This window comes from Moheibacter sp. (assembly GCF_049672845.1).
Classification (GTDB): Bacteria; Bacteroidota; Bacteroidia; order Flavobacteriales; family Weeksellaceae; genus Moheibacter.
Map to the genome: position 1 here is coordinate 1 of NZ_JBATWT010000024.1, position 26467 is coordinate 26467.

The following is a 26467-nucleotide window of genomic DNA, read 5'->3' on the forward strand; positions in this document are numbered from 1 at the left end:
CAAATAAAAGAGCATTCTATCAAAAAAAGAAGACAGTTGTATAATCAACAAAAATTAATAAATTTATAATCCGAAATACTCCTTAAGGATTTAACTGAAACTGTCCAATTTAGTTTGAAGACGTACACTGACAATAATATTCACAATTTAAAAATTATAAAAAAATAATAGATAAATGAACCTTCATATAACATCGGTAACCGCTCCCCTCAATTGATAAATCATATTCAGAAAAAACTATGGTAAATAATTTGTTCGGCATTCACAAAATTTCGTTTTCGTTTTTGGTTTTTATTCTTTCCGTTTCGGTAGTTGCGCAGTCAGGTCTTCCGCAGGATTTTGATCAATGGGTAGAAAACGGCCGTAAAGACTGGGAAATCCCCGGAATGGCCATTGGAATTGTGAAAGACGGTAAGGTTATCTACAACAAAGGTTTTGGCGAAAAGAAATTGGGATCCGGCGATTTGGTGGATGCCAATACCCTATTCAGCATTGCCTCGGTGAGTAAAAACATAACGGCAGCCGCGCTTGGAATTTTGGTTGATGAAGGAAAAATTAACTGGGACGATAAAATCATTCAGCACATTCCCTGGTTTCAGTTTAAAGATCCTTGGGTTACAAAGGAAGTGACTATAAAAGATGCATTGACCCATCAAATTGGTCTGGGTAGAATATTGGGCAATCGTTTGCAATTCATGACGAAAAGCAATCGGGATGAGATTCTCTATCAGGTTCGTTACATGGATTTCGAAAAACCATTTCGTTCCGATTTTGTTTATAATAATGTAATGTACTCTTTGGCCGGACAAATTATCGAATACAGCGACGGGAGAAGCTGGGATCAGTTTTTACAGGAAAAACTTTTCGTTCCTTTGGAAATGAACCGAACCACCACTACCCTTTCGGCTTTGGAATTACAGGACAATAAAGCCTGGCCGCATCAAGAAATTGACGGCAAGATTACGCCCATTGAGAGAAGAAACTGGGACAATGCCGGTCCGGCAGGCGGGGTGAATTCTTCGATCAATGATCTCAACAAATGGATGTTGATGCAATTAGGCAAAGCAGGCACTTATAAAACCAAAGAAATCATCAGTCCACGCCAAATGAATGAAATCCATAAACCTCAGGTCATTCGCCCGATGAATAATGCGATGGACGCTCAGGCAAGTTATGGACTGGGCTGGAACATTCTCGATTACAAAGGCAAAAGAGTTTTGACCCACGGCGGCGCAACCGATGGGTTTAATACCTTTATGTACCTTTTGCCCGAACTGGAACTGGGCATAATCGTCGCTACCAATACGTTTAATAATTTCGGGACGGCAGTGGCTTATCAGGTGATGGATGCTTATTTGGGCGGTTCGGAAAGAGACTGGAATTCCCATTATTTAGACCGATACAAGCGATATTATCAGCAAGTCCAAGCCGAGCGGGAAGTCATTCACAATGCACGTATTCCCAATACAAAACCGAGTCTCTCACAATCGGCTCACATGGGAATTTATACTTCGGAAGCTTACGGAAAAGTAGAAGTTTTTAAAAAAGGAAAAGATTTAATCATTCGATTTTGGGAGGATCCCGATTTGGAAGCTGTTTTGGAGCACTGGCACTTTGATACTTATCGCGCAGTCTGGAAAAACCGGGCGCTTCGAGAAGAATTTATGCAGTTTCATTTGAACAAACAGGGCAAAATAGAAAGTCTGGATTTTGAATTTGTTTTGCGACCGATGTTATTGCAAGTCGGAGCTTATCCGTCCAATTATACGCATACAGAGAGGTTTGTTAAAGAATAGAAACTTTATACTATCAGCAAATAAAAAAGAAGCAATTAAAATGCTTCCTTTTCTTGTGATTGATTAAATAAAAATGGGGATAAAAAATCTACCGACTCAAAGGTAAGACAGAAATATTCCTGCGGATGTTAATCAGTTTCAAAGGTTTGTTAATGAGTTGTTAAGCAGGGAAAGCTCAGCAGTCCGGGAATGGAAGAAATACATTTATAAGTTATATTTGACAGGTTTTTAGTTCACAAAATATTAATTTGAAAGTCAATCGTTTAAATAGTATCATTTTATTGGGGCTTGTAGCCACCATCGGGATTCTGATTGCGCAGCTGGTTTGGACTTATAAGGCTTTTACGCTTGAAGAGAAAAAATTCTCTCAACGAGTGCATGTGGCATTACTGGAAGTCGCGCGGGAACTCTATGATGAAAATGACCATGAGTTTACCACCAAAGGTTTGATTCAAAAAGTTTCAAATGATTATTACGTAGTAAATGTCAATGATCATATTGAGCCGGCAGTTCTGGAACATTTTCTGAAAACAGAATTTACCAAATTCAACATTCTCACCGATTTCGAATTTGCAGTTTATGACTGTGAAAGTGACGAAATGATGTATGGAAAGTACATTTCGGTCAATGATGATTCCGATTCAAAAAAAGAAATTGAGTTTGAGAAATACAATGATTTGGTTTACTATTTCGCAGTCCGCTTCCCACAAGAAAAATCTTATCTGCTCAGTTCGCTCACCTTTTGGATTATTTTATCGGTAATTTTGATGGGGATTTTGGTAATTTATGTCTATTCAATTTATACATTGATTCAACAAAAAAAATATTCTGAACTTCAACGGGACTTCATCAATAATATGACCCACGAATTCAAAACGCCACTCTCCTCTATCCTGCTCGCTTCCAGTTCGCTAAGCAATCAGAAAGCCATTCAGGAAAACGAAAAACTGAATACTTATGCAGAAATCATCACCAAGCAAGGAAAAAAACTCAACCATCACATCGAGAAAATCCTGAATGTTGCGCGTAATGATGAATTTGCAATGGCGCTAAAACCGGTAAATTTGAATCTAAAAGATGCTTTAGAACATGTTATTCAATCGGTGCAGATTAAATATCCGGACGTGAAAATTCTTACCGATTTAAACCCGGACATTCACATAATGGCTGATGAATTTCATTTTACAAATGTGGTCCACAACCTCCTCGATAATTCCATTAAATACAGCGTTGAAAAACCTGAAATCCAAATCGGTACAGTTAAAATTAAAAAAGGAATTCAACTGAATTTTACCGATAATGGAATCGGAATTCCGGATAAAAATCTTTCATTTATATTTGATAAATTTTATCGGGTTACCGACAAAAGAAACAATGAAGTGAAAGGTTTCGGACTTGGATTGTATTATGTGAAAAAGATCATCCAGCAACAAGGATGGAAAATTTCAGTCAAAAATAATGAAGATAAAGGCATAAGTATTTCTATTTTTATACCTCATAAATAAGTATGGTCAAACCAAAGATTCTATATGCAGAAGACGATGAAACAATTGCGTTTCTCACACAAGACAGCCTTCAGCCGGAATATGAAGTTGTGCATTGTCCCAACGGCGAAGCAGCACTCAAAGTCTTTAAAGAAGATGAATTTGACATCTGCCTGCTGGATATCATGATGCCCAAAATGGACGGATTTGACCTCGCAACGGAAATCCGTAAACTGAATGCCGAAATTCCCATTATTTTTATTTCGGCCAAAACACTGAAAGAAGACCGGATCAAAGGTTTGAAAATCGGGGCCGATGATTATTTGGTAAAGCCTTTCAGCATTGAAGAACTGATGTTGAAAATCGAAATTTTCCTGAAACGTTCCCAGAAAAATACAAATGCATCAAAATCTTCTGTCCACAAAATAGGCAACTGCGAATTTGATTCTCAAAATTATACGGTAACTTGTCAGAATCAAACTGTTTCACTCACGCAGCGTGAAGCGGAACTCTTGAAGTATTTCATGGAGCACAAAAATACAGTGCTCAAACGCGAAGAAATCCTGAAAGCACTGTGGGGTGAAGATGATTATTTCATGGGGCGAAGTCTGGATGTTTTTATTTCCAGATTGCGGAAAATATTTGCCGAAGATGATACGGTAAAAATCGAAAACCTGCATGGAATCGGGTTTAAGTTCAGGGTGGATTAGAACGAGGTTCGATATACGATATACGATATTTGAAGTTCGTATATCGTAATTCGTAAATAAAAATACCCCGACGGACTTACGCCCAACCGAGGTATAAAGAAAAAAGTGGAATTTTTGCCGGTCATTTCGAGAGCCTCAATGACCGGTTTTTTTTATTGTTTCTCTTGTTTGTATCCTTTTTCATTGGCAAATTTCAGAACGGCTTTGGTAATGGCAGCTCCCAGATCGGTATCGGTTTCTCCGCGATTGGCCAATTCATTTTGGATGAATTTTTCACGCTCCGTATTGAGCTCCAGAATTTCTTTCTGGATTTTATTACGTTCATTGGACATTTTTTCAACTTCGGCTTTCAGTTGGGCATCGCTCATTTTGCGGTATTTTTCCGGAAGCGTTGATTTATCGATTTTGCTCAAATCCGCTTCTTTCATTTCCACCGCATCCACCAAATCCCAACCTGCATTGGAATAACCATAATTAGCTTTGGCTGCAGCACGTGTGATTTTATTTCCCTCACTCATTTCGGCCGCCATCATATCCTGTGTTTCCTGACGGGCTTTCATTTTTCCTCCCTGAGCACCATAATAGATATAGGTATTGTTTAATCTGGTATTGCATTCGTCAATCCGCACATCATAAGGAGTTGGAATATAAATCACTTTTTGGTTGTGATCGATGAAAAAATATTCGCCTTTTCCTTTGTCGGCACCATCTTTCCACATTCCGCTTTGTCCCGAATAATCATCTCCACAATGAATCGTATTGACATAAATTCCTTTTTTTACGGCATCTGAAATCGCTTCCACATAATTCACCTGACCTTGTGTAAAGGGTTCATTTCCGGCGATGTAAATCAGTTTCATACTGTTTTTATTGTTGTCCCATTTCAGTTCGTTTGTGGAAGTTTGGATCACCTGACCGCAATATTCGGAACCGCCATTGGTACGCAAAGCAAATAGTTTCTCGGACAATAAATCCAAATCGGAAGTTAAAGGCGTTACTTGTCGGATGTATCCGCCATCGGCCGACAGTCCGTCGTTACCGTATTCGTACAAACTGATCTCGATTTCCGGTTTTTTTCCGTCATAACGAAGCGTGGTCAAAGTATTGACTATGTTCCAAAGCCGTGATTTGGCTTGATCAATCAGTCCGTCCATACTGCTGGAAGTGTCCAGCAATAAAGCCACCTGAATTTTTTCCTGGGCCAGAATTCCTTCGTCTCCAATTTCATTTAATTCAATCCGATTTTCCTTTGGTTCCTGTAAGAATTGTCCACCTGAAAAAAAGAAAACCGTTCCCAATGCAAATAATAAAGTCTTCATATCTATAAAAATTTTTGATTCTATAGACATAGATGCAAAGAGTTTTAAAAAGGTTGGGTGAAAGGGGAATTTTAAATTATAATTATTAACAATTGATAGTCAATTATTTAATAGGAACCCTGTCGAGGTTATATTCATAACGCTGAAAACCTTGACAAGGTTTTTCCTGACAAAAAAAAGCCGGATAAATCCGGCTCGATATAAAATATAAAATTATGAAAAGATTATTTCTTAACCGGAAATTCCAGGTTTGAAACAATGGTAATTTCGTTTCCGACTACAGCTGCAGGAAATTCTGTTCCTACTCCAAAATCGTTTTTATTGATTTTTCCTTTGATGGTAAATCCATGTGTGGTTTCACCGGACATTCCGTTCACGACACTTCCGTTATAAGTAGCATTTAAAGTTACTTTTTTGGTTACGCCATGTAGCGTCAAATCTCCGGTCAATTCATATTGGTTCCCGATTTTTTTGGTAAATGAAGTCGAAACGAATTTCAATTCAGGATATTTGGCTACGTCAAAGAAATCGGCAGATCTCAAGTGATTGTCACGTGGTTCCACGCCTGTATTGACAGAAGCTACTTTAGCAGTAACCGTAAATTTGGCGTCCGATAAATCTTCTTTTGTATAACTTAAAGTAACATTGAAGTCAGTAAAATTTCCTTCCACTTGTGAAATCAGCAAGTGATTGGCTGAAAATCCCAATTTGGAATGGTATGGATCATTTGTTAAAGTTTGTGCTGAAAGCAAGCCCGATACAAGCATCAGAACTGATAATAAATATGTTTTCATATCTCTAATTTTTTGATTGATACAAATTTAGAGTTTATAAAAGCAATTAATATTGATCTAAGACAATAAATCAGGATTCAATCCTGTAAATTCCTGTTTTTATGGCAAATAATACAAGACCTACCCTGTTTTTGATGTTTAGTTTAGAAAACACGGCATCACGGTAATTGTCGATGGTTTTGGGACTCAAAAACATTTTATCCGCAATTTCTTTGTATGTCAAATCGGTACAAGCCAACTGAATAAATTCTATTTCACGTTCTTTTAAATCGTCGAGTTCATTTTTCTTTTTAAGACTTCCCAGCAAAGCATCGGTCACATTTTGAGTATGAAAAAATCCGTTTTGCAAAATATTAGTAAGTGCCAAATGCAGCATATCTTTCTGAATATCTTTACTCAAATAGCCTTTTGCACCGGATTTCAACATTTGGATGATGGTATTTTCGTCTTCATCTACCGAAAGTGCTAAAACCAAAAGGTCTGGAAATTCTTTTGTAAGGATTTTGGTTGTTTCGATTCCGTTGAGAACTGGCATATTGACGTCCATCAAAACGATTTGAGGTTGAATGGTTTTATTTTTCAGTGCGTTAATCAATTCCTGACCGTTGTGAAAAATTCCATCGGTTTCAAAATCATCAAAACTTTCAATCAGGTTTCCTATGGCTTGAGACAATAAAGTATGGTCGTCAACTATGGCTATTTTATGTTTCATGTTTTAAAAGATTTTTTAATTACCAGCTCGGTTCCCTTATTAGGAGTGGAATTCAGGCTAAGTTTTGCTCCGATTAAAGCAGCACGAGTGTTCATGTTCTTAAGCCCGATTCCATTAAAATTGTCATTTGGATCAAACCCGATTCCGTTGTCATAGGTGTGAATTTCCAGTTCTTCTTTTTTATAAATGATCTTGATTCTGAGTTCAGTTGCGCGCGAATGCCGGATAGTATTGGCAAAAAATTCTTGAAGAATTCTGAAAATAATGATTTCTTCTTTCTGCGGAATTTCAAAAGGAGTACCGGTTATCTCAAATTCGGTTTTGATAAAATTCATCCGTTCGAAACGTTCGATTTCATTGTTAATGGCCTCCAGCAAGCTCATGTTTTTTAAACTTTCGGGATTGACCGATTTGGACAATGCCCTGAGTTCGCGAAGCGCATCACCCAGGATATTGACCGATTCATCAATTTTCTTGGGATCTTTATTTGAATTCTGCAACTGGATTTTGGCCAGGGTCAGAAGTTGGCCTATGTTGTCATGGAGCTCCCAACTGATGTTGCGGAGGGTTTCTTCTCTGATTTCAATTTGGGACTCTGCTAATTCAGTTTCAAATTTCTTCTTTTCTTCCATTTGCTGACGGATCAGTTTGTTTTTGCGATTATTGAAAATGACAAACAATAACACCATGGAAAAAGGTATCAGAATCATAATCCCGACTATGAAAAGCAGTTTATCTCCTTCCTGAAACATAAAATCCAATTATATATCCGCTATACAGCAATAAGTTCAAAATAATGATGGCTATGTAATAAATATGTAAAATATTATATCCCTGACCCAAATAAAGCGACAAAGGGACAAAGCCAATGTAAAACATGAGCAAACCGCAAACAATCCAGAATTCCGGTAATCGTTGGTAATGAATCACTTCGTTACTCTTAAGCAAGTTAACAAAAAATACAAGAGAAAAAATCAGCAATAAAACCGCCTGGACATTTACCGTGGTTTTGATGAGATTTTTAATGAGATTAATTGTAAATGCATCATAAATAAAAGCTGCTGCAAACAAAATCCAGATAATCCATTTCCAGAATCTGAATTTGAGAAGTTTGTCAAACCAATACATATACACTCCGAAAGAAATCAGAATATACAGATTATAAAGAATCCGAACCGGATATTTTGAAGAAAGAGCTATCGCCAGAATTTCATTACAAAAAGTATAAATCAAAAATGGGAGAAATATCCACATGGGCGTTTGCCTGTAATGCCGCCAATAATAGATGGCGGCACAACAAGCAAGCAGTTGGATGGTTAGGTAAATATAATTCTGAACGGACATAGATAATGAGTTATGGCGCTCCTACTCCGTCTTCTTGGTCTACACTATCCGGAATTCCGGCTCCGCCCAAATTCAGTCTTTTTGCATTAACAATATTCAGATTGTCTGCAACATCACTACCCCCACTGGGATTGGTAGTGGGAACAAAGAAAACCGTTTGACGAGGATAGACTTCACCGTCTTGTCCCAACTGGTCTTTTGCGCCCAAATATACACGCAACCCCAGATTATCGTATCCGTTTTCCTGCGCATTTTGTTCGATATAAACAATGTATTTTTTGATTTCATCCAAATCAAACCAAATGTAACGGACGGCTCCGTCATATCCGTTATAAGGCATATTGCCTTCATTGAAAAGACCATAAAAAACATCTTTATAATGTTCTTCCAAAACATCTGCTTCCGCAACAGAGATTAAACCGTTTGGCTCGGTACAAGGAACTTCTATGAAACACCCCTCGTGATTATTCCCCTGATTATCATCGTCTTTACAGGAAAAAAAAGAAATCATCAGCAAACTGACAAGTGGTAAAAGTTTCGTTTTCATAATTTCAATAATTTTAGAATTAATTATTGTAAAAATAAGAAGGTCCTTGTTAAAAAAAAGGGGGAATTCACCCTTTTTATTTTTTTACCATAAAAAAGAGAAGCTTTCAGTCTGCAGAAAGCTTCTCATGATGTAAAATATTTGATAATGTAAAAGGTTTTTAAGTATCGGCCAGTCTTGAATTCTCATTTTACACCATTTATTTAGTATATTATAAACAACAGGGAGCCAGCTCATACAGTTGGGTGACTTCACTTTGTGTAAGCGTCTGGCTAAACAAGACCACATCGTCCAGTAATCCCGTGTATTCTTTTCCCAAAAATAAATCACCTATATCGGAAGTCCCTTGTGGATTGTTACATCCTGTATTGGGAGAATGACTAGTTGGCAATCCGTCTATGTACATCATCGTTCCTCCCGGAGTTCCGTCAGAGGTAACTACCAAATGATGCCAAACATTGGTAGAAGGATCATTTGCACAATCAGTATCACCGTAAAAATTTGGATAGCCATCGCCCCATAAACTGTAATCATTGATCCCAAAAACTGAGTTACGGCAGTCATATAGTCCTACTGACCATTGGCCATAGGTATCCGGACAGTGCAAACCGGTATCTCTTCCGATTAACTGCTCATAAATACCTCCACTTCTCGTTCCCTCGGCTTTGAACCAAAGCGAAACAGAAAAGGGCTGATTGTCAAAACCGTTTATAAAAGCAGAATTGGTACTGGTTAAAAATTCGCCATTGGCAGCATCAAATGAAAATGCACAATTTGCATTACCGTTTCTGTCCTGAGCAGGCGTAGCAGTTGTAGGATTGGATAAATTGTAATTATTACCGGAAAAATCATTTATAGAACCACCTGAAAATGGGTAAAATGCAATCAGATTGGTTTGTAAATTCGCAGGAATACAGCTGACTTCGGGATCAGGTTGAGGATCTGGATTATCATCATTATCACATGAAATTATCAGTCCGACAATCAGAGCAACATAAAGCAGATTAAATTTTAAATTTTTCATAACTAATTGTTTTTAAGATTCATATTGCAAAGATTGTCCATGCTAAATTCGATCAGATTCGGCGAATCCTCCTTTTCTCAGGGGTGAAATCACCCTTTCTTTTAACTGCTGGATTGTTAATATTTTGTACTTTTGCAAAATGTTTTCAACGAATAAAACAGTTGCTTTTCACACACTCGGATGTAAATTGAATTTTTCCGAAACTTCTACCATTGCCCGAAACCTTTTGGACAACGGCTATGAGCGTGTGGAATTCTCTGAACCTTCAGATGTTTATGTGATCAATACCTGTTCTGTAACGGCCAATGCCGATAAGGAATGCCGCACGATTGTGAAAAACGCCATGAAAGCTAATCCCGAAGGATTTGTGGTAGTGGTAGGTTGCTACGCGCAATTAAAACCACAGGAAATCGCCGAAATGGAAGGTGTGGATTTGGTTTTGGGTGCGACTGAAAAATTCAACATTGTCGATTACCTTGACGATCTCAACAAAGAAAACGACGCCATCGTTCATTCCTGCGAAATTGAAGAAGCCGATTTTTATGTAGGTTCCTACTCCATCGGTGACCGAACGCGTGCCTTTTTGAAAGTTCAGGATGGCTGTGATTATAAATGTACGTATTGCACGATTCCGCTTGCAAGAGGGATTTCCCGCTCAGACACAATGGAAAATGTTTTGAAAAATGCACGTGAAATCGCTGAGAAAGGCATCAAAGAAATCGTTTTAACCGGTGTAAACATTGGAGATTACGGAAAAGGCGAATTTGGCAATAAAAAACACGAACACACTTTTCTGGAATTGGTTCAGGAACTGGACAAAGTAGAAAACATCGAACGTCTTCGGATTTCTTCCATCGAACCCAATCTTTTGCGAAATGAAATCATCGAATTTGTTTCGAAATCAGAACGTTTTGTACCGCATTTCCATATTCCTCTACAGTCAGGAAGTGATGTGATTTTGAAAAAAATGAAACGCCGATATCTGACAAAATTGTATCGTGAACGCATTCAAAAAGTAAGAGAAGTGATGCCGCATGCCTGCATTGGCGTGGATGTCATCGTCGGATTTCCGGGTGAAACAGAAGAATTGTTTTTGGAAACTTATAACTTCCTGAATTCTTTGCCAATCAGTTATTTACACGTTTTCACTTATTCAGAACGCGACAATACAGAAGCGATTGATTTTGAAGGAATTGTCCCGCAAAACATACGCAAACAGCGAAATAAAATGCTGCGGATTCTGTCCGAGAAAAAACGCGTGGCTTTTTATCAGTCCCAATTGGGAACCACTCAAAAGGTCTTGTGGGAATCTGACAATAAAAACGGTAAAATGCATGGTTTCACCCAAAATTATGTAAAAGTCGAAACTGATTTTGACGAAGAATTGATCAATCAAACCGAAATGGTGGATCTGGTGATGTTGAATTCCGGTGGAAATGTGAATGTTTCACGGAAAAATCTTCAGGTTTTAGCAAGCGTTTAAAAACAAGTCCGAAATTCAATTAAACTTTCGTAATTTTGTTATAAACGAATTATTATGATTACTTCTTCATCCAAACTTACAGAAATGCAATTGGAACTATTAAAAAGTTTTCGGTTTATTACTGATGAAAAACAACTACAGGAAGTAAAGTCATTGTTAAATTTTTATTTCCGCGAGAAATTAGACCAGGCAATTACCCGGGCTGAATCGGATAAAAACTATACTGCATCTGTCTATCAAAAATGGTTGGAAGCTACTGATAAATGAAAGTAGTTATAGACACAAATTGCCTTCTGAGTTGTGTGGGTAAACGTTCCGAATACCGCAATGTTTTTGATGCTTTTCTCGATGCTGAATTTGAACTAAGTCTTTCAACCGAAATACTTTTGGAATATGAAGAAAAATTCAATGAATTTTGGGGAGAAGCCGTAACTGATAATTTATTGGGCGTTTTTCTTACTTCAGAAAATACTTTTCTTCAGGATATTTTTTACTACTTTCATTTAGTGAATGGAGATATGGATGATAATAAATTTGTTGATACTTATCTCGCTTCAAATTCAGATCTATTGATTTCAAATGATAAGAAATTACTCGCCTTAAATGATTTAGGCTTCCCACCGGTTAAAGTAGTCCGACTGGAAGAATTTTCTGAAATTCTAAAAAATCAGAAATTATGAAAATCTACCAAATCAGCGGATTGGGCGCCAATGAAAAAGCCTTTAAATACCTGAAAATCCATCCTGATTTTGAGTTGGTTTATCTGCCTTGGATTCAGCCGGAAATCGGAGAAAGCCTTGAACATTATGCCGAAAGAATGTCCGAAAGTATCGATACAAACGAAGAATTTAATCTGATGGGATTGTCATTTGGCGGAATCATCGCCCAGGAAATGAATCGTTTTTTGAATCCCAAATTAAATATTTTAATTTCGACTGTCAAATCCCGACAGGAATTGCCATCGATTATGCGATTTTCTTCGCATTCGCATCTCCATAAGCTCATTCCTCCGAAATTTATTTCTTCAGACAACGGAATTTCTTATGCCGTTTTCAGGAAAATTTACAATGCCAAACTTCCCGATATCAATGAGTTTTTTGAATTCCGTGATCCCTATTATCTGAAATGGTCCATTAATCAAATCGTTAACTGGAAAAATAATGTGGAGATGGGAAATTTCGTTCACATTCACGGCAACAAAGATCTTGTTTTCCCGATTTCCAAAATAAAAGATGCACAAGTTGTAGAAGGCGGAACCCACGTAATGGTAATGCAAAAGGCAAGAAAGGTGAGTGAGTTGATCAATCAGGCACTATCAGATTTGTGAATGAATGAATGAATGAATGAATAAATGAATAAAAATTAATCATTCTCCTCCACATCCTCACTTTGGATTTCTCCTCTTTCCTCTCCTTTATCGTCAATGACTGTGGTATTGAACATTTTGATTCCACTTACAAAAGCCGTTCTGGAAATCATATAAGCTGCAACCGGAGATGTAATGAACAAAAAGAAAATGATGGCAAAAACCTTGGTGGAGACCGCAAAATCATAAAAATAAAATGCCACAGCGCCCAGAATACATCCTACACCTAACGTTCCGGCTTTAACCGTAACCGAAAGACGCGTATAGAAATCGGGCATTCTGTAAATACCCAAAGCGGCAATCAGTATGAAAAGCGCTCCTAACGTACACAATATCATAATTATCCACTCACTCATTTTTTTTCGATTTATTGCTTTCTCCTTTGTCGAGATAATAAGAAAAAGCGATGGTACTTAAAAACGCAATCAGCGCCAAAATCATGGCGACGTCCAGAAAAGATTCATTGTTATACAAAATACAGAAGATACCGATTAATCCTACACCCGATGTGATAATCAAGTCGATTGCCACTACCCTGTCCACCACTTTAGGTCCTTTGAGATAACGCAGAAATATGATGAAAAATGCCACACAGATTATGGGCAATGGTACATACAGCAAATATTGATGAACAGACATATTATCGTATAACTTCAATTAATTTTTTCTCCAAACCATTTCTCAGATGTTCCGAAAATTTATCCTTGTCCTTCAGATTAAAACTGTGGATGTAAAGATATTTTTTGTCGGGACTGATTTTCAAAACCATTGTTCCGGGCGTTAAAGCAATCAGATTGGAAATCATCGTAATCTCAAAATCCGATTTCAGCCGGTGCTCAAAAATCACAACCGCCGGATTCAATTTAAACCTTGGCGTCAGAATTTCTTTTGTGACTTCTATATTGGCACGGATCATATCATAGAAAAAGAACACACAAAAAAGAAGCAGTTTGGGAACTTTATAGAAATAACTTTTCTCTTCAATTGTCCCAGTTCGCGTTAATACCCATAAAATAATAAATCCGAGGAAAAATCCGAATAGAAAATTGGGATAGTTCAAGTGGCCGGTGAGTGCAACCCAAACCAGTGAAAGCAATAAGTTAAGTAAAAAATTCTTTATCATTTTCCGTAATTCCCGTTTAGTACCGCATCTATATAAAGTTCCGGATTCATTAATTCTACCGCAGTTCTTTGTGCCAAATCATAAAAAAATCCTGCATTCAGTCCCAAGTATAAAGATACCAAAGAAAGTGCAGTAACCGGTGCCACCAAAGCAAATTTTTTATAAATGGAAAGCCTTGCAAACCGGTCGATTTCATCGGTCAATGGTTTTGGAGATTCTTTCCAGAACACTTCAGACCACATTCTTGCTATCGCATACAAAGTAACAAAACTGGCAAAAATAAAAGCCCCCAAAAGTACATAATGCTCTGTACGCAATGATTCGCCAAAGAATTGAATTTTCGGCCAGAATCCCGACAATGGCGGAATCCCGATCAGTGAAAACATCGCAATGGCAATAACTATAGATAGCTTTGGATAATCCTTATACAATCCGCCTAGCCTTGTCATATCAATCGTTTCACGAATTTTCTGAATAATTCCCGTAATCATCAACAAATTACTTTTGACAATCACATCATGCATCAGATAAAAAATCACACCCACAATAGCTATTTCCGTATAAAGTCCAATCCCGGCAATCAGATATCCGATGTGACAAACAATCAGATAAGAAATTAATCTTCTTATACTTCGTTTGTTAATCGCACCTAAAGCACCCGTAATCATGGTCATAACCGCAATTACAATAAAAACGTTTTGCATGAACTCATCGGGCTGAAAAATCAAAGTAAAAGTTCTGAGCATCGCATAAATACCCATTTTGGTCAATAATCCGCCAAAAATAGCTGCAATGGCCGAAGGCGGGGTATGGTAAGACGAAGGAAGCCAGAAATACAAAGGAAAAATTGCCGATTTAATTCCGAATCCGGCAAAAAACAAAAGAGCCGTTACAGAAACCAATCCCACGTTTTGTACACCGTTTATTTTTACAGCCAAATCGGCCATATTAAGCGTTCCGGTAATTCCGTACAAAATACCTATAGCTGTCAGGAAAACAATGGACGCCAACATGTTCATTGTCACATACTTGATAGCACCTTCCATCTGCAGTTTCTTTCCTCCCAGCGTCAAAAGCACAAAAGAAGAAATAATCACTACTTCAAACCAAACATACAAATTGAAAATATCTCCGGTCAAAAAGGAACCCAAAAGTCCCATGACCAAAAAATGGAAAATCACAAAATATCCGTATTTGATCCGACTCGGATTAATGGCGACTGTCGAATAAATCCCAACTGCCAGACTGACAATTGCTGTCAAAACCACCATAATCGAACTCAGGGCATCTGACACGAAGATAATCCCGAATGGCGCTTCCCAACTTCCCACCTGCACGATCAGATAACCAAATTCTTCGGTAGCCAAAAACAATCTCAGACAAAGAAAAAAGGCAAAGAAATTTCCAATGACACTGATTACTCTTTGCGCCGCGATATTTCGCCAGAAAAACAGCAAAATAATTGCCGTAAACATGTGCAATAAAATCGGTGCAAGTATGAAATTCGTAATCATATATCTAAATCCTGAATATTTAAGGAATCCAAATCATCGGATCCGGTTGTAGCATAAACTTTCTTCAGCAAAATCACGGCAAATGAATTCAAAGCGAAACTAATTACGATCGCTGTCAGAATCAAAGCTTGAGGAACAGGGTCGGCATAAACACCTGTAAAGGTCTTTTCTGCTTCGTCAATGATGGGTGGTTTTCCTTTTGTAAGTCCGCCTGTTAGAAAAATCAAAATATTGGCTCCGTTTCCTAACAATAGAAGTCCGAGAAGCAGTTTTACCATACTTCTGCGGAGCATCAAGAAGATTCCGGATGCATAAAAAATTCCAACAAGTAAAATCAGCAATAACTCCATCTAAACATTATCTTTAATTGTAAACAAAATCGTCAATGTAACACCCAGTACAACCGCATAAACGCCAATATCAAAAAACAATGCAGTTCCCACCGAACCAATTACCGCAATGGGTTCTTCCAGCCAAAGTCCGGTAAAAAAAGGCGCTCCTGTGAAAACAGGAAGCAAGGCGCTTAGCAGACAAATCGACAGTCCGACCGGAATCAGGGTTTTGGGCGAAAACCGGAACAATGCCAGTGTAACTTTGGTTGTATGGGCAAATGAATGCAGTACAAATGCAATCGAAGCAATCAGTCCGCCTACAAATCCACCGCCTGATAAATAATGTCCGCGCAGCAAAACAAACACAGAAAACATCAGCAACAACGGAATCAGGTAATTCGTTGCGGTTTTCAAAATAATCAAGTCAAATTTCTTTGACTTCTGTCGGTTAGTCTGCCTCTTCATTGATTCCTCTGTACTTTAAAATTCCATAAACTCCCAATGCAGCAATGGATAAAACAACGGATTCGATCAAAGTATCAAATCCCCTGAAATCCACCAATATAACATTTACCACGTTCTTCCCTTTCGCCAAGGTATAAGCGTTTTCTGCATAAAAACGACTGATTTCTTTATTGGCCGGATAAACCAGCGACTGCAAAGTAATCAGCATAATTAATCCTCCGAAGCCAAGAGAAATCAAGGCATCACGGAATATAATTTTCTTGTTTCTGAACGGAAGAAAACCCGGTAATTTAAACAATACCAATACAAATAAAACTACAGTCAGCGTATCAATTGCGAACTGTGTCATCGCCAGATCCGGTGCTCCGTAAAACACAAAAATCAGACAGATACAATATCCGATCACACCCAGACTCGCAATAGCCGTCAGTCTGGAAGTCGTTCTGAGCGTATAAAAAATCGATACCAAAATGATGATAAAGACTGTCAGTTCATAAATTCTGAATCCCGATAAATCTTCTGTGATCAGTTCAATAGGAACTGTTGTGAAAAATCTGTATCCGACCAGTCCGGTTATAAATAAAATGATAACAATCAAATAGTTACGCAAATATCCATTGTGCATCAATCGGGTATAAATAAATGCGAATTTTCTGAAAAATTCACCAAAAGATTCCGTCAGACTTTGAGGCGAAATGGATTCCAATTTAAAAATATTCTGAAGTGGTGCCCGCAAATAACGATTGACCACAAATAAAAACAATCCCAAAACAATAGTCAGTAAAGACAACATCAAAACCGTGTTGAATCCGTGCCAGAGTTTCAAATAAAGTGCTGTTTCTCCTCCGGCCACTGACTCAAATGCATAGTTCAGAATTCCATCATCCGCTATGTAAGGAAAAATCCCGAAAACCAAAGTCAGCATACTTAAAATCACAACCGGCAACCAAAGATAAAAAGAAGGTTTGTGCAGATGTGGTGGTTCTTTCGTCAGTTTTCCCAAAAAGGGTTTTACGCCTGCCAGAAATCCCGAACAAGCCAATAAAACATTGGTAGCAACCGCCAATATAGTCAGGTATAATCCCCATTTGGGGAAATTCAGCGTGGACTCATAAATCAGATCTTTGCTGATAAATCCAAAAGTCAGCGGAACGCCTGCACTGGACAAAGCCGCTACAAAAGCTGCAATGGCAACAATCGGCATATATTTCCCCAATCCCCAAAGTTCAGTAATATCACGCGTATGTACTGCATGATCAATGATTCCCGCTGTAAGAAATAAAGTCGCTTTATAAAGTGCATGTACGAGAATGAAAGTTACAGCAGCATACAAGGCATATTCGGTTCCGATTCCCAATAAAAAAACGATGATCCCCAATGCCGAAACCGTGGAATATGCCAGAATTGCTTTGAGATCCGTTCTGAAAATACTGTGAAACGCTCCGTAAATCATAGTAATTCCACCCACGATCATCAACGTATGATTCCAAATATATCCGTCACTTAAAACCGGTGAAAAACGTGCCAGAATATAAATCCCTGCTTTTACCATGGTTGCGGAATGCAGATAGGCCGAAACTGGCGTTGGAGCTGCCATCGCGCCCGGCAACCAAAAATGAAACGGAAACTGCGCCGATTTGGTAAAGGCACCTCCAAAAATAAATATCAGAATGAGAACATAAAGCGAATTATTCTGTAATATTTCCCGTGAATTCATCAACTCATGAATCGAAAAACTACCTGTGACATTGGCTATCAGAAGAAATCCTGCCAACAGAAAGAATCCGCCCAATCCGGTTATGGCAAAGGCAGTCATAGCACTTTTACGCGAGTTTTCTTCTTCGTTGTTAAATCCAATCAGGAAAAACGAAGTAATGCTGGTTAGTTCCCAAAACATAAAAACACTCATCAGATTGTCTGACAAAACCAAACCGAGCATCGAACCCATAAAAAGCGTCAGGTAACAATAAAATCGATTGAGATATTGAGCGTTTTTCAGGTAATCCGAAGCATAGAAATAAATCAGGGTTCCGATTCCGGTAATCATTAACGAAAAGAGCACGGAAAGTCCGTCCAGCTTAAAATCCAGATTGATTCCAAGCGCCGGAATCCATTTGTAATGCAGGAGCAAACTGCTTTCCCATTGGAGATTTATCAGAAAATATCCGAAATATAAAAACAGCATTAACGGAAAAATCGTCAAAAGCCGGAAATATTTGGGACGGAATAAATTCCCCGAAAAAAGAATCAGAAATGCGACGACAAAAACGGTTATTAAGATACCTATCATAAAGGTTTTTGTTTCAGGGTTCGTAAAAGTACGAAAATCGGCGAAATCTTTCGATCCCCAAAATACTAAAAACCCTAAAAAAATCAGAAAAAATTAAATAAGTTGTATAATTTTCTTAAATATTTTTTCCTTTTTCCACTAATTCCCAAAATGTTGCGGCTTCGGAAGGGATTATTAGAGATTTTTCAGAAAAATTTTTCAAAAAATAAATAAAATCAGAAAAACTGAATCCCGATTTGAATTCGTCACGCAAATCGAAATTATTTTGTGCAAAACAAAGATTTCCGTCCATTTCTTTTTCCAGAAATTCCAAACCGGTGTTTTTTTCGATTTGACGGATTAAATCATTGTTGGTCTTGAAATGCATACTTAGAATTTAATTATAAATTTAGCAAATGAATTTAATTGTACGAAGGCAATTTTATTATAATCCTCATAGTTACGAGTTATGGAGTGCTGGAACGGCAATTAGTTGCCTGGCTTATATCATAGGTGTTTCTTATTTTGAATTAAGTTTTACTAATTTTTATCTACTTTCCTTTCTAATCATTGTACAATTATATTTTTGGATATGCAATCAATACGAAGTTTTTGAATTCGATCAGAATTCATTTAAATACCGATTTTTATTCTTCAAATGGAAAATGAGGTTATCCTCTTATCAGGTTGTAGGCATTTGCTATGATAAAGACCCTACCTCTCGTTTTCCTGAAAAAGAAAACTCAGAGTGTCTATTCCTTCAGAATGAAAAAGTCAGATTTAAAATCCTCAAATCGAACTGGGAACTGGAAAAGTATGAAAAGATAAAAACTTATTTGGAAACGAATTTCCCTGAAAATAATTCGATAAAAAAGCCTTTTATCTTATTCAAATTCACTTCCGACTTGACTTTATTATTTGTATTGTTTTTTTTCTTTACCTCAATTTTAACTTTGGGAGTCTATCTTGAAAATCCTAAAAACACAAAAATTGAAAACTTTGTTTACATAGAAAGTACTCTTTCATCTGACTCAAAGTACATAACCCCAAAAGGAAGTAATTATATTCGAATTAAACTTGTAAAATATCCGGGGTATAAATTTATGTTGTTTGAAAATGGAATTAAGGAATTAAGAAAAAACGGGTACGCCACTAAGTTTTACAAATTTGATACGATTGGATTTCTAATTGATAAAAATGATTATGAAAAAAGTCTTCACAGTTATTCCGATTATCCCTACTTCACATCTCACGTGAAAAATAAAAAAGAAATCTCTATAAAAGGGATTTATTACAAGGATAAATATATACTTGATCAATATGATTATGCGAAGGGGAATTCAAGAAATGAAAAGTTATGGTTCTTACTTCCCTGCTTATTCGCTGTAATTTGGGTTATCAGTATTTTTTCTAATAAAATCAAATACACCAATACAAAAAACCTCACAAGTTCTAAAAGCGAGTGAGGTTTAATTATACATTTTACAGATTTACAATATACAAATCAAGATCAGAAACTTTTTAACTGCTCTTCAATCTGCGCAATTTTTTCCAGCGCATCTGCTTCTTTTTTCTTTTCGGCATTTACAACTGCATCGGGTGCGCCGTTGACGAATTTTTCATTGGATAATTTCTTACGCACCGAATTCAAAAATCCGTAGAGGTATTCTTTTTCATTTTCCAACTTCTCTTTCTCCGCTTCCAAATCCACATTTTCAGAAACCGGAATCAGGAATTCAAAAGTTCCGACTCTGAACGTGAATCCCTTTTCTGGAAACTGCTGTGCAAATTGAACCGAAACATTGCCCAATTTTTCAATGAGTTCTGTTTTCAATGCTTCTTTTGAATTTTCTGTCGCAAATAATTCCAGTTTTTCTTTGGGCGAAATTCCTTTTTCGTTTCGGATGGCCCGGATTCCAGAAACCACTTCTGAAGTTGTATCGAACTGATTCAAAACACCTTGCCAGAAATTTTCAACTTCCGGATATTTGGAAATAATCATAGCCGATTCCGGACTGCGCTCTTCCATCAATTGCCAGATTTCCTCGGTTAAAAACGGCATAAACGGATGAAGGATTTTCAGACAGTTTCCAAGGTATTCAACCGTCACATCATAAGTTTGGCGGTCGATTGGCTTTCCAAATTCGGGTTTTACCGCTTCCAGATACCATGAACAGAAATCATCCCAAATCAGTTTGTAAACCGACATCAAAACATCAGAAATCCGGTATTTTTCATAATTCGATTCGATTTCTTTCAGTTCTGAATTGAATTTTGAATAAAACCATTCGGTTACAAAACGATTTTCTTCCGGTGTTTCCAGATTTTCATCTACTTCCCAACCTTTGATCAGACGGAATGCATTCCAGATTTTATTGGCAAAATTCCTTCCTTGCAGACACAAATCGGTATCAAACGGCAAGTCATTTCCAGCAGGCGCTGTCAATAACATTCCTACCCGAACGCCATCGGCTCCATATTCTTTCATCAATTCAATCGGGTCAGGCGAATTCCCCAAAGATTTCGACATTTTACGACCTTGTTTATCACGTACCAAACCTGTGAAATATACATTTTGGAAAGGTAATTCGTTTCGGTACTCATATCCGGCCATAATCATTCGGGCCACCCAGAAAAAGATAATATCAGGTCCGGTCACGAGGTCCTGAGTCGGATAATAATATTGAATTTCTTCGTTTTCAGGGTCGTTAATTCCGTTGAAAACCGAAATTGGCCATAACCAGGAAGAAAACCAAGTGTCAAGTGCATCTTCATCCTGACGTAAATCTTCTTCGGTCAGCACCAGATTTCTTTCTTTTTCAATAATCTGTAATGCTTCCTGTTTATTCAGCGCCACTACAAAATCTTCTTGTCCTTCTCCATAATAAAAGGCCGGAATCTGATGTCCCCACCACAACTGACGTGAAATATTCCAGTCGTGAACGTTTTCCATCCAGTGTTTGTAGGTATTTTTAAATTTAGAAGGATGAAACTGAATGGTGTCGTTCATCACATTTTCCAAAGCCGGTTGCGCCAAGTCTTGCATTTTCAAAAACCATTGAACCGATAGTTTGGGTTCTATGACTGCTCCTGTTCTTTCAGAAGTTCCGACTTTGTTGTTATAATTTTCTACTTTTTCCAGTAATCCTTTTGATTCGAGTTCAATTTCGATTTCTTTACGAACTTTGAACCGATCTTTTCCTGCATAATGCAAAGCGTGATGATTCAAAGTCGCATCATCATTTATGGCATCGATGATTTCCAGCTCGTGCTTTTTTCCTAATTCATAATCATTCACATCATGCGCCGGCGTTACTTTCAGGCAACCCGTTCCGAATTCGATGTCCACATATTCATCTTCGATAACAGGAATCACACGATTTGCAATCGGAACGATCAGATTTTTTCCTTTCAGAAATGAATAGCGTTCATCATTAGGATTTATGCAAACAGCCGTATCGCCAAAAATCGTTTCAGGACGTGTGGTAGCGACAACTATGTAATCTTCGCTTCCCTCAATCAGATATCTTAAAAAATATAATTTCCCTTGTTTTTCCTGATAAATAACTTCTTCATCCGAAATATTGGTTTTGGCTTCAGGATCCCAGTTGACCATACGGTAACCGCGATAAATCAGACCTTTGTTGTAAAGATCGACAAAAACTTTGGTTACGGATTCCGACAAATCAGGATCCATGGTAAATTTGGTTCGGCTCCAATCACAAGAGCACCCCAAAGTTTTGAGTTGTTCGAGGATGATTCCTCCGTGTTCGTGTGTCCATTCCCAAGCGTGTTCCAGAAATTTCTCTCGTCCGATTTCGAATTTGGAAATTCCTTGATCTTTGAGTTTAGCTACCACTTTTGCCTCGGTAGCAATCGACGCATGGTCGGTTCCGGGTACCCAGCAGGCATTGTAACCTTTCATTCGGGCACGACGAATCAGCACATCCTGAATGGTGTTATTCAGCATATGTCCCATATGCAGAACGCCGGTGACGTTTGGAGGTGGAATTACAATGGTGTAAGGTTTGCGTTCGTCGGGTTTCGAAAAGAAGTATTCATTTTGCATCCAGTAATCATACCACTTCTGTTCTACGCTCTGCGGATTGTATTTAGTTTGTAATTCCATCGGTTCAAAAAATATTAGTCGATATTGTTTTGTTAATGAATTGCAAATGTAAGATTAGTAAGAACTATTTATAAATTTAATTTCTAAATTTGTTCAACAAAAACAGAGTTCAATGAAAAAAATATTATTAGCAGGCGCATTTTTTGTAGGCGGTTTAGCATTTCTAAACGCACAGGAAATCGAAATAAGTGAATCTAACGTAGATTTGGGAAACATCAAATATGGTGGAAAAGCCGTGACTACTGTTCAGATTAAAAACACCGGTGACAAACCTCTGATCATTTCAGAAGCTAAAGCAACTTGCGGATGTACAGTTCCAAAATGGCCGAAAGATCCGATTGCACCGGGGAAATCTGCACCGATGACTGTTGAATATACAACAACTACAAAAGCTGGTGCATTCAACAAAACTGTAACCATCAGCTCAAACGCTGTTACAGAAGGTCGCAAAATCTTCCGCATCAAAGGTGTAGTAGAAGCAAATCCAAACGCTACAACAGCTGCGAAAAAATAATAAGGAAATTTACATTTCCGAACTGAAATCCTTCATATTTTTGAAGGATTTTTTTGTTTAATTATTTTAACCCCAAGTGACTTACAGAGAACATTTAAAACGTAATTTAAAACTTGCTGTACCCGTGATGATTACGCAGGCCGGACAGATTATGGTCAATCTGGTCGACAATTTCATGGTAGGCGGACTCGGCGGTAGGTTTGATTACGTTGTCGATGAACAACTTGGGAAAACCGCATTGGGGGCCGTTTCATTAGGAAATGCCGTATTCATTACGGCATTGGTTGTTGCATTTGGATTCAGTTTTGCTATTTCGCCACTAGTGGCAGCTGCAGATGCAAAAAAAGACAAAGAAGGCGCCGCGAAAATTTTCTCACATGGATTATTACTCAATCTTAGTTTGGCAATAATTCTTCTCATTCTACTTGAATTCTCCAAACCTCTTCTCTATTACATGGGGCAACCTCCAGATGTCATTGACATGGTGATTCCGTTTTTATCCATTATGGCCTGGTCGATGATTCCGATTATGATTTTCCAGTCGTTCCGGCAATTTTCAGAAGGACTTTCATTGACTATTCCGGTTACGGTTGCAACAATTATAGGGAATATAGTCAACATCGTTCTCAATTATGGCTGGATTTACGGCTATTGGGGATTTCCACGTCTGGAAGTTGAAGGAGCCGGTTGGGGAACTTTCTTTGCAAGAGTTAGTATGCTTATTGTGCTTGTAATAACATTGTGGAATTTCAAAAAAACCAAAGAATACCTTCAAGCTGTTAAATTCAAAGTATTGGATTCCAGTATATTAAAAAGCATTATGAACATGGGAATTCCTACTGCCATGACTTCTTTTTTTGAGGTGAGCGCTTTTGCCGGTGCGGCTTTTATTTGTGGATATGCCTTTTCAGCCGACATAGCAGAACAGGAAATCGCCAAGACCCATCTGGCGGCGCATCAGATTGCGATTAGTCTTGCTTCCACCACTTTTATGATGTGCATGGGATTAGGCGTAGCCGCAACTGTTCGGGTTGGTTATCAGTTAGGTTTAAAAAATTATAAAATACTTCGCGAAGCAGGTTGGTCAGCCATTATCATGGTGATTGCATTTATGTTTATCTGTGGTATAGCAATGGTTCTACTGCGTTTTCAACTTCCGGCTTTTTATTTGGACAATGAAGCCGTGATTGAACTTGCCGCACAACTACTAATTATCGCCGCTTTGTTTCAGCTTTCAGACGGAATCCAATTGGTGACACTGGGTGCTTTGCGTGGAATGCAGGATGTCAAGATTCCTTCAATGATTACATTTGTTGCGTATTGGATTATCGCATTGCCGCTTGGAGCCCTTCTTGCCATTTATTTTGAGATGCGTGCATTTGGAATGTGGATTGGTTTGTTAGCAGGCTTGACAATTGCGTCAATTATGTTACTTTTACGCTATCATAAACAAACAAAAAAATTAATTTATGGAAGCACCCAAGTTTCTGATCGCTGATAATTCTGATTATCCCGAGAAAATTTTCATCATACATACTGATTTTCCAAGATTTTTGCTTGACATCGAAACCGAAGAAATTGAATGGTTTGATGCTTTGGAAGAAGAGCCCGATGTGGATCTTGAAACGGAAATCGCTGATCTGATGGAGAAAGCATTTGACTTTTTTGACAAAGAGATGGATTCTTACGAAGACGAATAATAATTTGAATTAAAAATTATTTTTGTTAATTTAGGAAAGAATTAATTTGATATGAAAATAACAAGACTCTTTGATATTTTGGAGCATCAGCTCCGGACTTCTCCCCGCACCGACAGCATCGCCATGAAGAAAAACGGTAAATGGCAAACCATTTCCACGCAGGAATATGTAAATAAAGCCAATGCCATAAGTCGGGGATTTCTTAAACTTGGCGTAAAACACGGTGATAAAATTGCAATCGCCTCCACCACCAACCGTACCGAATGGAACCTGCTTGACATTGGTTTGCAACAGATCGGATGTATCGGTGTGCCGGTTTATCCGACCATTTCACCCAAAGATTATGCTTATATCTTCAACGATTCGGAAGTGAAATTTGCTTTTGTATCGGATGCGGAATTATATGAAAAAATTATTTCGATTAAAGAACAAGTGCCATCTCTGATTGGTGTTTACACATTTGATCATGTAGAAGGCGCACCTAATCTAAATGAAATTCTGGATCTGGGTTCCGATGCCGAAAACCAACACGAAGTCGAAGCCGTAAAAGAGCATGTAAAACCGGAAGATTTGGTAACGATTATTTATACTTCCGGAACGACAGGAAAACCAAAAGGCGTTATGCTCAGCCATAATAATATTCTTTCAAATGTGCTTGCGAGCAATCCAAGAGTTCCGAAATTCCCTTCTGAGAAACCCAAAGCACTGAGTTTCCTTCCGCTTTGCCATATTTTTGAAAGGATGCTGATTTATCTTTATACCTATAATAGTATCGGGATTTATTATGCAGAAAACATGGAAACCATCGGAGATAATCTGAAAGAAGTAAAACCCGATGTGATGACAGTTGTTCCGCGACTTGTGGAAAAAGTTTATGCGAAAATTTACGATAAAGGAGCTTCTGCAGGCGGTATTAAAACCAAAATCTTTATGTGGGCACTCGGACTGGTAGAAAATTATGAACCATTTGGAGACCAAAGTTTGGGTTGGAAAATCAAACATAAAATCGCGGATGCCATCGTCTTTAAAAAATGGCGTGAAGGTGTTGGCGGAAATATGACTTGCATGGTTTCCGGAAGCGCAGCCCTTTCTCCGAGATTGAACCGTATGTTTTGGGGCGCCGGAATTCCGATTCTCGAAGGTTACGGACTAACTGAAACTTCACCTGTTTGTACGGTTAATTCCATGTCCAAAGATGGATTTGGAATCGGAATGGTTGGGAAACCCATTGACGGTGTGGAAGTTAAAATTGCACAGGACGGAGAAATCCTAATCAAAGGCCCTAACGTGATGATGGGTTATTACAATAATCCCGAAATGACCAAAGAGGTAATGACCGAGGACGGCTATTTCAAAACCGGAGATATTGGAGAGCTTCACAACGGAAATCTCAAAATCACAGACCGTAAAAAGGAAATCTTTAAAACTTCTGGTGGTAAATACATTGCACCGCAAAACATTGAAAATGATTTCAAACAATCGAGATTCATTGAACAAATCATGGTCATTGGAGAAGGCGAGAAAATGCCTTCGGCCCTTATTCAGCCGAGTTTTGAAAATGTGATTGCATGGGCAAAAGAAGAAAATATTTCCTTGTCGGGTTCACGCGAAGAAATGGTAAAAGACCAAAATTTGATTGATCTGATTCAGCGTGAAATTGATTCATACAATAAATCACTTGGACATTGGGAACAAATCAAAACCTTCCGCCTCACTCCTGATGAATGGTCCATCGAAGGTGGTCAGCTCACGCCTACTCTCAAATTAAAAAGAAGAGTGATTATGGATAAATACAAGGATTTATACAAGGAACTATATGGACGATACGCAGGAGAATGATAA

The 26467-nt window shown here is 38.0% G+C and carries 28 protein-coding genes; 12 read left to right on the top strand and 16 right to left on the bottom strand.

Annotated features, from left to right (window positions below; all coding sequences use genetic code 11):
• Positions 1 to 239: 239 nt before the first annotated feature.
• The 3 genes from WBF63_RS10460 (at position 240) to WBF63_RS10470 (ending at position 3990) form a co-directional block, all read left to right on the top strand.
• A complete protein-coding gene (locus tag WBF63_RS10460; protein WP_424369672.1) occupies positions 240 to 1796 on the top strand; it encodes a serine hydrolase in 1557 nt (518 codons plus the stop codon).
• Positions 1797 to 2044: 248 nt separating this feature from the next.
• Positions 2045 to 3301 (top strand): sensor histidine kinase, encoded by a 1257-nt coding sequence (locus tag WBF63_RS10465; protein WP_424369673.1) that lies wholly within the window; start codon positions 2045 to 2047, stop codon positions 3299 to 3301.
• Positions 3302 to 3303: 2 nt separating this feature from the next.
• Positions 3304 to 3990, top strand: a complete 687-nt coding sequence (locus WBF63_RS10470) for a response regulator transcription factor (RefSeq protein ID WP_424369674.1) — start codon at positions 3304 to 3306, stop codon at positions 3988 to 3990.
• A gap of 152 nt (positions 3991 to 4142) precedes the next feature.
• On the opposite strand, the gene WBF63_RS10475 is transcribed toward WBF63_RS10470, so the two are convergent.
• The 7 genes from WBF63_RS10475 to WBF63_RS10505 all read right to left on the bottom strand — a co-directional run bounded on the left by WBF63_RS10475 (position 4143) and on the right by WBF63_RS10505 (position 9730).
• Positions 4143 to 5309, bottom strand: coding sequence for a vWA domain-containing protein (locus WBF63_RS10475; protein ID WP_424369675.1), 1167 nt, complete (start codon positions 5307 to 5309; stop codon positions 4143 to 4145).
• A gap of 224 nt (positions 5310 to 5533) precedes the next feature.
• Complete coding sequence (locus tag WBF63_RS10480) at positions 5534 to 6103, bottom strand: YceI family protein (RefSeq protein ID WP_424369676.1); 570 nt, start codon at positions 6101 to 6103, stop codon at positions 5534 to 5536.
• Between the two features lie 70 nt (positions 6104 to 6173).
• Positions 6174 to 6815 (bottom strand): response regulator, encoded by a 642-nt coding sequence (locus WBF63_RS10485; protein WP_424369677.1) that lies wholly within the window; start codon positions 6813 to 6815, stop codon positions 6174 to 6176.
• Entirely contained in the window at positions 6812 to 7567 is a 756-nt protein-coding gene (locus tag WBF63_RS10490; protein ID WP_424369678.1) for a sensor histidine kinase, read from the bottom strand. Before WBF63_RS10490 ends, WBF63_RS10485 begins: the two co-directional genes overlap by 4 nt.
• Positions 7548 to 8159, bottom strand: a complete 612-nt coding sequence (locus tag WBF63_RS10495; RefSeq protein WP_424369679.1) for a hypothetical protein — start codon at positions 8157 to 8159, stop codon at positions 7548 to 7550. The genes WBF63_RS10490 and WBF63_RS10495 overlap by 20 nt, the downstream gene beginning before the upstream one ends.
• 10 nt (positions 8160 to 8169) lie before the next feature.
• Positions 8170 to 8706: a hypothetical protein gene (locus WBF63_RS10500; RefSeq protein WP_424369680.1), complete on the bottom strand. Its 537-nt coding sequence runs from the start codon at positions 8704 to 8706 to the stop codon at positions 8170 to 8172.
• A 211-nt stretch (positions 8707 to 8917) separates the two neighbouring features.
• On the bottom strand, positions 8918 to 9730 hold the full coding sequence (locus WBF63_RS10505; protein ID WP_424369681.1) for a LamG domain-containing protein: 813 nt from the start codon (positions 9728 to 9730) through the stop codon (positions 8918 to 8920).
• Between the two features lie 139 nt (positions 9731 to 9869).
• On the opposite strand from WBF63_RS10505, the gene mtaB reads away from it, so the two are divergent.
• The 4 genes from mtaB (at position 9870) to WBF63_RS10525 (ending at position 12540) form a co-directional block, all read left to right on the top strand.
• Entirely contained in the window at positions 9870 to 11213 is a 1344-nt protein-coding gene (mtaB, locus tag WBF63_RS10510) for a tRNA (N(6)-L-threonylcarbamoyladenosine(37)-C(2))-methylthiotransferase MtaB (RefSeq protein ID WP_424369682.1), read from the top strand.
• Between the two features lie 84 nt (positions 11214 to 11297).
• Positions 11298 to 11480 carry a hypothetical protein gene (locus WBF63_RS10515; protein WP_424369683.1) on the top strand — a complete coding sequence of 61 codons (183 nt, stop codon included), beginning with the start codon at positions 11298 to 11300 and terminating at the stop codon, positions 11478 to 11480.
• The gene (locus WBF63_RS10520; RefSeq protein ID WP_424369684.1) at positions 11477 to 11893 is read left to right on the top strand and encodes a putative toxin-antitoxin system toxin component, PIN family; all 417 of its coding nucleotides are present in this window, start codon (positions 11477 to 11479) and stop codon (positions 11891 to 11893) included. The genes WBF63_RS10515 and WBF63_RS10520 overlap by 4 nt, the downstream gene beginning before the upstream one ends.
• Positions 11890 to 12540: an alpha/beta hydrolase gene (locus WBF63_RS10525; protein WP_424369685.1), complete on the top strand. Its 651-nt coding sequence runs from the start codon at positions 11890 to 11892 to the stop codon at positions 12538 to 12540. Before WBF63_RS10520 ends, WBF63_RS10525 begins: the two co-directional genes overlap by 4 nt.
• Positions 12541 to 12575: 35 nt before the next feature.
• Here WBF63_RS10525 and mnhG read toward each other — a convergent pair whose 3' ends face one another.
• The 8 genes from mnhG to WBF63_RS10565 all read right to left on the bottom strand — a co-directional run bounded on the left by mnhG (position 12576) and on the right by WBF63_RS10565 (position 18670).
• Positions 12576 to 12935 (bottom strand): monovalent cation/H(+) antiporter subunit G, encoded by a 360-nt coding sequence (gene mnhG, locus WBF63_RS10530; RefSeq protein ID WP_424369686.1) that lies wholly within the window; start codon positions 12933 to 12935, stop codon positions 12576 to 12578.
• Entirely contained in the window at positions 12928 to 13218 is a 291-nt protein-coding gene (locus WBF63_RS10535) for a cation:proton antiporter (protein ID WP_424369933.1), read from the bottom strand. The genes mnhG and WBF63_RS10535 overlap by 8 nt, the downstream gene beginning before the upstream one ends.
• Position 13219: 1 nt before the next feature.
• Positions 13220 to 13702: a Na+/H+ antiporter subunit E gene (locus tag WBF63_RS10540; protein ID WP_424369687.1), complete on the bottom strand. Its 483-nt coding sequence runs from the start codon at positions 13700 to 13702 to the stop codon at positions 13220 to 13222.
• Positions 13699 to 15216, bottom strand: coding sequence for a proton-conducting transporter membrane subunit (locus WBF63_RS10545; protein ID WP_424369688.1), 1518 nt, complete (start codon positions 15214 to 15216; stop codon positions 13699 to 13701). Before WBF63_RS10545 ends, WBF63_RS10540 begins: the two co-directional genes overlap by 4 nt.
• Positions 15213 to 15566: a Na+/H+ antiporter subunit C gene (locus WBF63_RS10550; protein WP_424369689.1), complete on the bottom strand. Its 354-nt coding sequence runs from the start codon at positions 15564 to 15566 to the stop codon at positions 15213 to 15215. The genes WBF63_RS10545 and WBF63_RS10550 overlap by 4 nt, the downstream gene beginning before the upstream one ends.
• Complete coding sequence (locus WBF63_RS10555; RefSeq protein ID WP_424369690.1) at positions 15567 to 16013, bottom strand: Na+/H+ antiporter subunit B; 447 nt, start codon at positions 16011 to 16013, stop codon at positions 15567 to 15569.
• Positions 15997 to 18303, bottom strand: a complete 2307-nt coding sequence (locus WBF63_RS10560) for a putative monovalent cation/H+ antiporter subunit A (RefSeq protein ID WP_424369691.1) — start codon at positions 18301 to 18303, stop codon at positions 15997 to 15999. Before WBF63_RS10560 ends, WBF63_RS10555 begins: the two co-directional genes overlap by 17 nt.
• Before the next feature lie 115 nt (positions 18304 to 18418).
• Entirely contained in the window at positions 18419 to 18670 is a 252-nt protein-coding gene (locus WBF63_RS10565) for a hypothetical protein (protein ID WP_424369692.1), read from the bottom strand.
• A 28-nt stretch (positions 18671 to 18698) separates the two neighbouring features.
• Between WBF63_RS10565 and WBF63_RS10570 the strand changes: the two genes are divergently transcribed.
• The gene (locus WBF63_RS10570) at positions 18699 to 19748 is read left to right on the top strand and encodes a hypothetical protein (protein ID WP_424369693.1); all 1050 of its coding nucleotides are present in this window, start codon (positions 18699 to 18701) and stop codon (positions 19746 to 19748) included.
• A gap of 44 nt (positions 19749 to 19792) precedes the next feature.
• Here WBF63_RS10570 and WBF63_RS10575 read toward each other — a convergent pair whose 3' ends face one another.
• Positions 19793 to 22411, bottom strand: coding sequence for a valine--tRNA ligase (locus WBF63_RS10575; protein WP_424369694.1), 2619 nt, complete (start codon positions 22409 to 22411; stop codon positions 19793 to 19795).
• A 112-nt stretch (positions 22412 to 22523) separates the two neighbouring features.
• On the opposite strand from WBF63_RS10575, the gene WBF63_RS10580 reads away from it, so the two are divergent.
• The 4 genes from WBF63_RS10580 (at position 22524) to WBF63_RS10595 (ending at position 26464) form a co-directional block, all read left to right on the top strand.
• Complete coding sequence (locus WBF63_RS10580) at positions 22524 to 22925, top strand: DUF1573 domain-containing protein (RefSeq protein ID WP_424369695.1); 402 nt, start codon at positions 22524 to 22526, stop codon at positions 22923 to 22925.
• A gap of 127 nt (positions 22926 to 23052) precedes the next feature.
• A complete protein-coding gene (locus WBF63_RS10585) occupies positions 23053 to 24423 on the top strand; it encodes an MATE family efflux transporter (protein WP_424369934.1) in 1371 nt (456 codons plus the stop codon).
• Positions 24395 to 24625 (top strand): hypothetical protein, encoded by a 231-nt coding sequence (locus WBF63_RS10590; protein WP_424369696.1) that lies wholly within the window; start codon positions 24395 to 24397, stop codon positions 24623 to 24625. Before WBF63_RS10585 ends, WBF63_RS10590 begins: the two co-directional genes overlap by 29 nt.
• 51 nt (positions 24626 to 24676) lie before the next feature.
• Positions 24677 to 26464 (top strand): AMP-dependent synthetase/ligase, encoded by a 1788-nt coding sequence (locus WBF63_RS10595; protein WP_424369697.1) that lies wholly within the window; start codon positions 24677 to 24679, stop codon positions 26462 to 26464.
• Positions 26465 to 26467: the final 3 nt, after the last annotated feature.

Coding starts and splice junctions, on each gene's coding strand:
- WBF63_RS10545 (WP_424369688.1), bottom strand. CDS start 15,216: ATGATTACGAATTTCATACTTGCACCGATTTTATTGCACATGTTTACG.
- WBF63_RS10525 (WP_424369685.1), top strand. CDS start 11,890: ATGAAAATCTACCAAATCAGCGGATTGGGCGCCAATGAAAAAGCCTTT.
- WBF63_RS10575 (WP_424369694.1), bottom strand. CDS start 22,411: ATGGAATTACAAACTAAATACAATCCGCAGAGCGTAGAACAGAAGTGG.
- WBF63_RS10585 (WP_424369934.1), top strand. CDS start 23,053: ATGATTACGCAGGCCGGACAGATTATGGTCAATCTGGTCGACAATTTC.
- WBF63_RS10495 (WP_424369679.1), bottom strand. CDS start 8,159: ATGTCCGTTCAGAATTATATTTACCTAACCATCCAACTGCTTGCTTGT.
- WBF63_RS10540 (WP_424369687.1), bottom strand. CDS start 13,702: ATGATAAAGAATTTTTTACTTAACTTATTGCTTTCACTGGTTTGGGTT.
- WBF63_RS10555 (WP_424369690.1), bottom strand. CDS start 16,013: ATGAAGAGGCAGACTAACCGACAGAAGTCAAAGAAATTTGACTTGATT.
- WBF63_RS10580 (WP_424369695.1), top strand. CDS start 22,524: ATGAAAAAAATATTATTAGCAGGCGCATTTTTTGTAGGCGGTTTAGCA.
- WBF63_RS10500 (WP_424369680.1), bottom strand. CDS start 8,706: ATGAAAACGAAACTTTTACCACTTGTCAGTTTGCTGATGATTTCTTTT.
- mnhG (WP_424369686.1), bottom strand. CDS start 12,935: ATGAGTGAGTGGATAATTATGATATTGTGTACGTTAGGAGCGCTTTTC.
- WBF63_RS10560 (WP_424369691.1), bottom strand. CDS start 18,303: ATGATAGGTATCTTAATAACCGTTTTTGTCGTCGCATTTCTGATTCTT.
- WBF63_RS10470 (WP_424369674.1), top strand. CDS start 3,304: ATGGTCAAACCAAAGATTCTATATGCAGAAGACGATGAAACAATTGCG.
- WBF63_RS10550 (WP_424369689.1), bottom strand. CDS start 15,566: ATGGAGTTATTGCTGATTTTACTTGTTGGAATTTTTTATGCATCCGGA.
- WBF63_RS10565 (WP_424369692.1), bottom strand. CDS start 18,670: ATGCATTTCAAGACCAACAATGATTTAATCCGTCAAATCGAAAAAAAC.
- WBF63_RS10520 (WP_424369684.1), top strand. CDS start 11,477: ATGAAAGTAGTTATAGACACAAATTGCCTTCTGAGTTGTGTGGGTAAA.
- WBF63_RS10485 (WP_424369677.1), bottom strand. CDS start 6,815: ATGAAACATAAAATAGCCATAGTTGACGACCATACTTTATTGTCTCAA.
- WBF63_RS10490 (WP_424369678.1), bottom strand. CDS start 7,567: ATGTTTCAGGAAGGAGATAAACTGCTTTTCATAGTCGGGATTATGATT.
- mtaB (WP_424369682.1), top strand. CDS start 9,870: ATGTTTTCAACGAATAAAACAGTTGCTTTTCACACACTCGGATGTAAA.
- WBF63_RS10590 (WP_424369696.1), top strand. CDS start 24,395: ATGGAAGCACCCAAGTTTCTGATCGCTGATAATTCTGATTATCCCGAG.
- WBF63_RS10460 (WP_424369672.1), top strand. CDS start 240: ATGGTAAATAATTTGTTCGGCATTCACAAAATTTCGTTTTCGTTTTTG.
- WBF63_RS10535 (WP_424369933.1), bottom strand. CDS start 13,218: ATGTCTGTTCATCAATATTTGCTGTATGTACCATTGCCCATAATCTGT.
- WBF63_RS10505 (WP_424369681.1), bottom strand. CDS start 9,730: ATGAAAAATTTAAAATTTAATCTGCTTTATGTTGCTCTGATTGTCGGA.
- WBF63_RS10595 (WP_424369697.1), top strand. CDS start 24,677: ATGAAAATAACAAGACTCTTTGATATTTTGGAGCATCAGCTCCGGACT.
- WBF63_RS10480 (WP_424369676.1), bottom strand. CDS start 6,103: ATGAAAACATATTTATTATCAGTTCTGATGCTTGTATCGGGCTTGCTT.
- WBF63_RS10570 (WP_424369693.1), top strand. CDS start 18,699: ATGAATTTAATTGTACGAAGGCAATTTTATTATAATCCTCATAGTTAC.
- WBF63_RS10515 (WP_424369683.1), top strand. CDS start 11,298: ATGCAATTGGAACTATTAAAAAGTTTTCGGTTTATTACTGATGAAAAA.
- WBF63_RS10475 (WP_424369675.1), bottom strand. CDS start 5,309: ATGAAGACTTTATTATTTGCATTGGGAACGGTTTTCTTTTTTTCAGGT.